Raw genomic sequence first — 6,097 nt, 5'->3', positions numbered from 1 at the left:
TCAGTGAGGGCGCATTATAGGGAGATCTTATGGCTTAGCAAGATCTTTTTTATGATTTTTTGCATTTATTTATCGTTCGATTAAAAAAGGAGCTAATCGCTCCTTTTTTGTTTATTTAGCACTCTATATTAGGACTTTTAATTAGATAAATGCATATGCATCCGCAAACATACGATCTTTCTTCGCCCCTTTACGATCTACAAATTGTTGCCTTGCTGCTCCTGCCATTTCAAAGCGACCGGCTATATACACATCAAAATTCTCTAATGTAGCGAAGTCTTGATCGACTGCTTCTAGCACATTTCCTATTTTTCCTGCCCATTCATCCTCTAAATGTTCAATAACAGGAATAAAATGTACATTACTATGTGCTATAGCTATTTCATTTAGTTCTTGCATTGCATAGAGTTGACTACTGTCTTTTGCTCCCCAATAAAGATAAATAGGGTTAGTTATGTTCTGGCTAATGCAATGATCTAAAATTGAGCGAACATAACTAAAACCCGTTCCACCAGCAATTAATAGTAATGACTCTTGTCTATCTTCTTGTAAGCATGCCGTTCCATGTGGAGCATCTATTGTAATGGAGCCATTGTTGGCGTAAGCATGATTCATAGCTTCAACGACTTCAATCGCATAAGCATTATGTTCAGCAGCACCAATATGAAGCTCTAATTCTCCTAAGTGGCGACAAGGACTACTCGCAATTGAAAATGGACGCTTATCCTTTTCTCCCATTACCACCATTAGATACTGACCTGCTTTAAACTCTACAGGTGTTTCCGGATGCAATAGAATGCGGAATGTATTACTCGCTAATGGTTCAATTGATTTTACTTTACATTCGATGGTCATGATTTCCTCTTGCTCACTCGTCTAAAGACAAGACTAAGTGACTTCTTGGATAAGCTTTGCAGGGGAATATCCAACCTTGTTGCTGTTCTTTTTCGGTAAGTACAGGTTCAAGATCGTAATAAACAACCCCTTCGATTTTTTTACAAACGCAGGCTGTACAGACACCCACTCGGCATCGGTTTGGTAAGTTAATCCCACTTTCCAAAGCCGCATCTAAAAGTGTTTGTTTTGAATCTGCGTCAAATTCAATATGATCCGGTAAAAGTGTTACCCGATAGATCACTCTAATGAGGTTCAGCTAAAATATTGAGCTGCTCCCAAATATCATCAATAGCAGACACTATTTTTGGATCTTTTTTAATCGGTGTCCCCCACTCTCTTTGGGTTTCACCTAGCCACTTATTGGTTGCATCTAAGCCCATTTTTGAACCTGTTTTGTCGGAGCTGTCTAATTCAACTATGAAGGTATCTCGGCTTGGATCCATTCGAGTTGTCACAGCCCAGATAATATCGTTCCAGTCTCTGATATCAACGTCTTCATCGCACAAAATCAAAAAATGAATATCAGCAGATTGCTTTAAAAAATCCCATGCTTCTAACATTAAGCGTTTTCCATGACCAACTTCCTGCTTACGCATTTTAAAAATCGCAATATAAGAAGAGTCCACGCCAAGTGGAAAATGACAATCACTAATTTCAGGAAAGTGACTTTGAAATTCTTCAATTTGTTGTTGAGTCAATGCTGAAGAATGCAATGGGTTTTCTTTCAAACCGATGGCTTCTAATTCTGCTGGCCATTTTTTAGTAACATCCAAGCCCATTTTAGAACCAAGCCCAACCACAGGAGAAGCAAAATCTAAAGAATCAATTGGCGTATTATCAATCAATAACGTATCTCGTGCAGGATCCATGTGCTTACTCATCGCTTGAGTCACGCAGCCCCAATCACGAGCATTCACGTCTTCATCGCAAACAATCACAAACTTGGTGTACATAAATTGGCGTAAGAAAGACCACACCCCCATCATGACCCTTTTGGCATGACCCGGATATTGCTTCTTCATCGTCACAACCGCCATTCGATATGAGCATCCTTCTGGCGGTAGATAAAAATCGATAATTTCAGGAAATTGTTTTTGCAGAATAGGCACAAACACCTCATTCAACGCAACGCCTAATACGGCAGGTTCATCCGGTGGACGGCCAGTATAGGTACTATGATAGATGGCATCTTTGCGCATTGTTATATGAGTGATGGTAAACACATGGTGCTTTTCGACTTCATTAAAGTAGCCCGTATGATCGCCATAAGGGCCTTCATCGGCAAACTCAGATGGATCGATATACCCTTCCAGTACAATTTCGGCACTGGCTGGAATATCGAGATCGTTGCTAATCGATTTCACCACTTCGGTTTTACTACCACGTAACAAACCAGCAAAAGCATATTCTGATAACGTGTCTGGTACCGGTGTTACGGCACCTAAAATAGTGGCTGGATCGGCGCCAAAGGCAACAGAAACAGGAAAAGGCTTACCAGGGTGAGTTTCCATCCAGTCCCGTAAATCCAATGCACCACCTCGGTGAGCAAGCCAGCGCATAATGACTTTATTTTTACCAATTTTTTGTTGTCGGTAGATCCCTAAATTCTGACGTTTCTTATTTGGACCTCGCGTTACCGTTAAGCCCCAAGTCAATAACGGTGCAACATCACCAGGCCAACAACTCATCACAGGGATCTTATCTAAATCAACTTCATCACCTTCAAGTACAATTTTTTGGCAAGGAGCTGAACGAAGTCTTTTGGCTGGCATATTTAAAACTTGTTTAAATACCGGAAGTTTATCAATCGCATCTTTAAAGCCTTTTGGTGGCTCGGGCTCTTTCAGATAGGCCAGTAACTTACCGACTTCACGTAACTCAGAAACATCTTGACGCCCCATGCCGATGGCAACACGCTCTGTCGTACCAAATAAATTAGTAAGTACAGGCATGTGGTAACCAATTGGGTTTTCAAATAATAATGCAGGACCACCAGCACGTAAGGTACGATCACTGATTTCCGTCATTTCATAGTGCGGATCGACGGGATGAGAAATGCGTTTAAGCAGTCCTTTCGTTTCTAAGTGGTCAACAAAATCACGTAAATCTTTAAAGCTCATAAATATCTACTGGCCATTTTCAAAGGCGACTATTATATACGCAACCAAAGTAATATGCATGAACCTCAATAATAAATCGACAATGATTCTCATTTGAATGTGAATTTATACAAAAACAATGACTATTAGCGCTTCAAATAAGCTAATTATTCGTGTGTGACGAGAGCTTGCATTAAACTTTGGGACTTTTTAACACCACCAGACTCTAATAAATTCACCAACCAATCACGATGAGGGCTATCAGATAGAGCTTGTGCGACCAAAACTCCATCATCAACATGATTCAGTTTATCGACAAGAAAGTCTTTTGCTTCGAGACTCATTGGCTGAATATTAACTAATTCACCAATGGCTGTATTTTTAAGTGCTGGATTCTGAGAGGCTTCTATCAATTGCTTTACTGAAAATGCATTTCCAACTGAAGCTAACCGCCTCACTTCATTTTGGCTGTCTTCATTACCTTTCATTTTCCAAAGCAAATTATACATACGTTGATCTTCAGTAAGTTGAGCCAATTTAATCACTACCGCAGTAGAAGGCACCCATTTTATTAACGAAGTGCCCACTAATTGATTCACCAAATAATCTAATGCTTGCGGAGAGAGACTATCAGCCTCTTTCAGTAATAATGCTTCATGCTCTTTGGTTAATTGTGAATTTCCTTTTAACCAATTAGGCAGATCTAAATCCTGACTTTCAACCGCAATAATAAAATCAATCGTCGTTTGATCTTGCTTCCAATTTGATATTAAACGGTTAGCAATCAGAGAACTATTAAAAGCAGGCATGATCGCCGTATAACCATCACCATTATCAGAGACACTATAAACTGGGGAGTGTTGTTGCTGTGATTTGATAAAAATAGACATTCTCGGTGTTAACACCAAGCGCTCCATTTCTATTTTTCTAAGTAAAAGGTAACGAACAACTTCTTGTTTAGGCAAGGGGATTTGTGCCAGCGCTTTTTCTACTACGCGAGCCTTATCAAGCAAAACATCTTGATAGATATTGTCAACTGACTGATGTACTTGGGAGTTGTTTAGCCATGAAGTAACCTCTTCCTGTGTTATTTCAATCGCATGCCCTAAAGGAACCCACAAAACAGCATTCAGAAGTAAAGTAACTGCTAACAATCCTTGTCGCATATTTTCTTCCTTTTGTGTTGCCGTTTATAGTGCAACCAATTTTTCTCTAAGACAATAAAAATCACCGCTCAATGTGAGCGGTGATTATCATTAACTTAAGCTACGAAAATATAACTGGAATTATTGTCGACGCATTGCATCAAAGAATTCGTTATTCGTCTTCGTCATCGCTAACTTATCAATAAGGAATTCCATTGCATCCGTTTCACTCATTGGGTGAACGATCTTGCGTAAGATCCACATTTTTTGTAACTCGTCAGTTTTGGTTAATAACTCTTCACGGCGAGTACCAGAGCGGTTGAAATCGATAGCAGGGAAGACACGTTTTTCCGCAATTTTACGGTTTAGGTGCAATTCCATGTTACCTGTACCTTTAAATTCTTCGTAGATAACTTCATCCATTTTAGAACCGGTATCAACCAAAGCAGTAGCAATAATAGTCAAGCTACCGCCTTCTTCAACATTACGTGCAGCACCAAAGAATCGCTTAGGACGATGTAATGCGTTCGCATCCACACCACCGGTTAAGATCTTACCTGATGATGGAACAACGGTATTGTATGCACGAGCAAGGCGAGTAATCGAATCAAGTAAGATCACCACGTCTTTTTTATGCTCAACAAGACGCTTGGCTTTTTCAATTACCATTTCAGCCACTTGTACGTGGCGAGATGCAGGCTCATCAAAAGTAGATGCAATCACTTCGCCTTTTACTAGGCGTTGCATTTCCGTTACTTCTTCTGGGCGCTCATCAATAAGCAATACCATCAACTCACACTCAGGGTGGTTGTGAGCAATACTTTGCGCAATATTTTGTAGCAACATGGTTTTACCCGCTTTTGGCGGAGCAACAATCAAACCACGTTGACCTTTACCGATAGGAGAAGCTAAATCAAGAACTCGAGCTGTAATATCTTCGGTAGAACCATTACCGCGCTCCATCACCATGCGCTCATTGGCATGTAGAGGCGTTAAGTTTTCAAAAAGGATTTTGTTGCGGGCGTTGTCTGGGCGATCAAAGTTAACCGTGTTGACTTTAAGAAGGGCAAAATAACGTTCACCATCTTTAGGTGGTCGAATCTTCCCAGCAACCGAATCACCGGTGCGTAAGTTAAAACGGCGAATTTGACTTGGTGAGACATAAATATCATCTGGGCCAGCAAGGTAAGAACAATCTGCCGAGCGTAAGAAGCCAAAGCCATCTTGAAGAATTTCTAAAACCCCATCGCCAAAAATGTCTTCACCACCTTTAGCATGTGCCTTTAGGATGGAAAAGATAATATCTTGCTTTCTTAAACGGGCTAAGTTTTCCAAACCCAAGCTTTCTCCAAGCGCAACAAGCTCAGATACAGGTCTGTTTTTCAGTTCTGTTAGGTTCATAGTGGTGGATGCTTTTTTTGTCAAAATAGGATTCTGTTGGTTGTTTATAAGATAGGTTTGACCTTAAGGAACGGCCAAGAAATGAATATTTGTCTAATTAACGTGCGATAAATTATCACTAAAATAAAGACGAGTCTACCTTTATAAAAATACAAAACCGCATATAGGTAAGTTATATGCGGTTTATAGTTACAAAATTAATTGTAGCTCTTATAAGTTTGCATCTAAAAACTCTTTCAGTTGGGTCTTAGATAAAGCCCCTACTTTAGTCGCTGCAACGCCACCGTCTTTAAATAAAAGTAATGTTGGAATACCACGAATACCAAACTTTGGTGGGGTTCCTGCATTTTGATCGATATTTAATTTACCGATAGTGAGCTTGCCTTCGTATTCTTCAGCGATTTCATCAAGAATTGGGGCAATCATTTTACAAGGACCACACCATTCTGCCCAGAAATCTACTAGAACTGGACCAGCAGCTTTGATTACATCATTTTCGAAACCTTCATCAGAAAGCTGCATAATCTTGTCACTCATCTTCCACTCCAATGTATA

General features: G+C 40.0%; 6 protein-coding genes. All 6 read right to left on the bottom strand.

Features of this window, described 5'->3' with window-relative positions:
• Positions 1-141: 141 nt before the first annotated feature.
• A complete protein-coding gene (gene fre / locus A1QC_RS05370) occupies positions 142-855 on the bottom strand; it encodes an NAD(P)H-flavin reductase (protein ID WP_017024390.1) in 714 nt (237 codons plus the stop codon).
• A gap of 13 nt (positions 856-868) precedes the next feature.
• Positions 869-1,138 carry a 2Fe-2S iron-sulfur cluster-binding protein gene (locus A1QC_RS05365; protein WP_026025723.1) on the bottom strand — a complete coding sequence of 90 codons (270 nt, stop codon included), beginning with the start codon at positions 1,136-1,138 and terminating at the stop codon, positions 869-871.
• A gap of 1 nt (position 1,139) precedes the next feature.
• Complete coding sequence (ubiD, locus tag A1QC_RS05360; protein WP_017024389.1) at positions 1,140-3,017, bottom strand: 4-hydroxy-3-polyprenylbenzoate decarboxylase; 1,878 nt, start codon at positions 3,015-3,017, stop codon at positions 1,140-1,142.
• 146 nt (positions 3,018-3,163) lie between these two features.
• Entirely contained in the window at positions 3,164-4,162 is a 999-nt protein-coding gene (locus A1QC_RS05355) for a hypothetical protein (RefSeq protein ID WP_017024388.1), read from the bottom strand.
• 120 nt (positions 4,163-4,282) lie between these two features.
• Positions 4,283-5,542, bottom strand: coding sequence for a transcription termination factor Rho (gene rho / locus A1QC_RS05350; RefSeq protein ID WP_017024387.1), 1,260 nt, complete (start codon positions 5,540-5,542; stop codon positions 4,283-4,285).
• Between the two features lie 210 nt (positions 5,543-5,752).
• Entirely contained in the window at positions 5,753-6,079 is a 327-nt protein-coding gene (gene trxA / locus A1QC_RS05345) for a thioredoxin TrxA (RefSeq protein ID WP_017024386.1), read from the bottom strand.
• Between the last annotated feature and the right edge of the window lie 18 nt (positions 6,080-6,097).

The organism is Vibrio rumoiensis 1S-45 (genome assembly GCF_000286955.2).
GTDB lineage: Bacteria > Pseudomonadota > Gammaproteobacteria > Enterobacterales > Vibrionaceae > Vibrio > Vibrio rumoiensis_A.
The sequence above is the reverse complement of the archived record's forward strand: the minus strand, read 5'-3'. Positions and strand labels throughout refer to the sequence as shown.

Excerpts from the sequence above, each read along its gene's own strand:
- fre (WP_017024390.1), bottom strand. The coding sequence starts at position 855 with ATGACCATCGAATGTAAAGTAAAATCAATTGAACCATTAGCGAGTAAT.
- ubiD (WP_017024389.1), bottom strand. The coding sequence starts at position 3,017 with ATGAGCTTTAAAGATTTACGTGATTTTGTTGACCACTTAGAAACGAAA.
- A1QC_RS05355 (WP_017024388.1), bottom strand. The coding sequence starts at position 4,162 with ATGCGACAAGGATTGTTAGCAGTTACTTTACTTCTGAATGCTGTTTTG.
- rho (WP_017024387.1), bottom strand. The coding sequence starts at position 5,542 with ATGAACCTAACAGAACTGAAAAACAGACCTGTATCTGAGCTTGTTGCG.
- trxA (WP_017024386.1), bottom strand. The coding sequence starts at position 6,079 with ATGAGTGACAAGATTATGCAGCTTTCTGATGAAGGTTTCGAAAATGAT.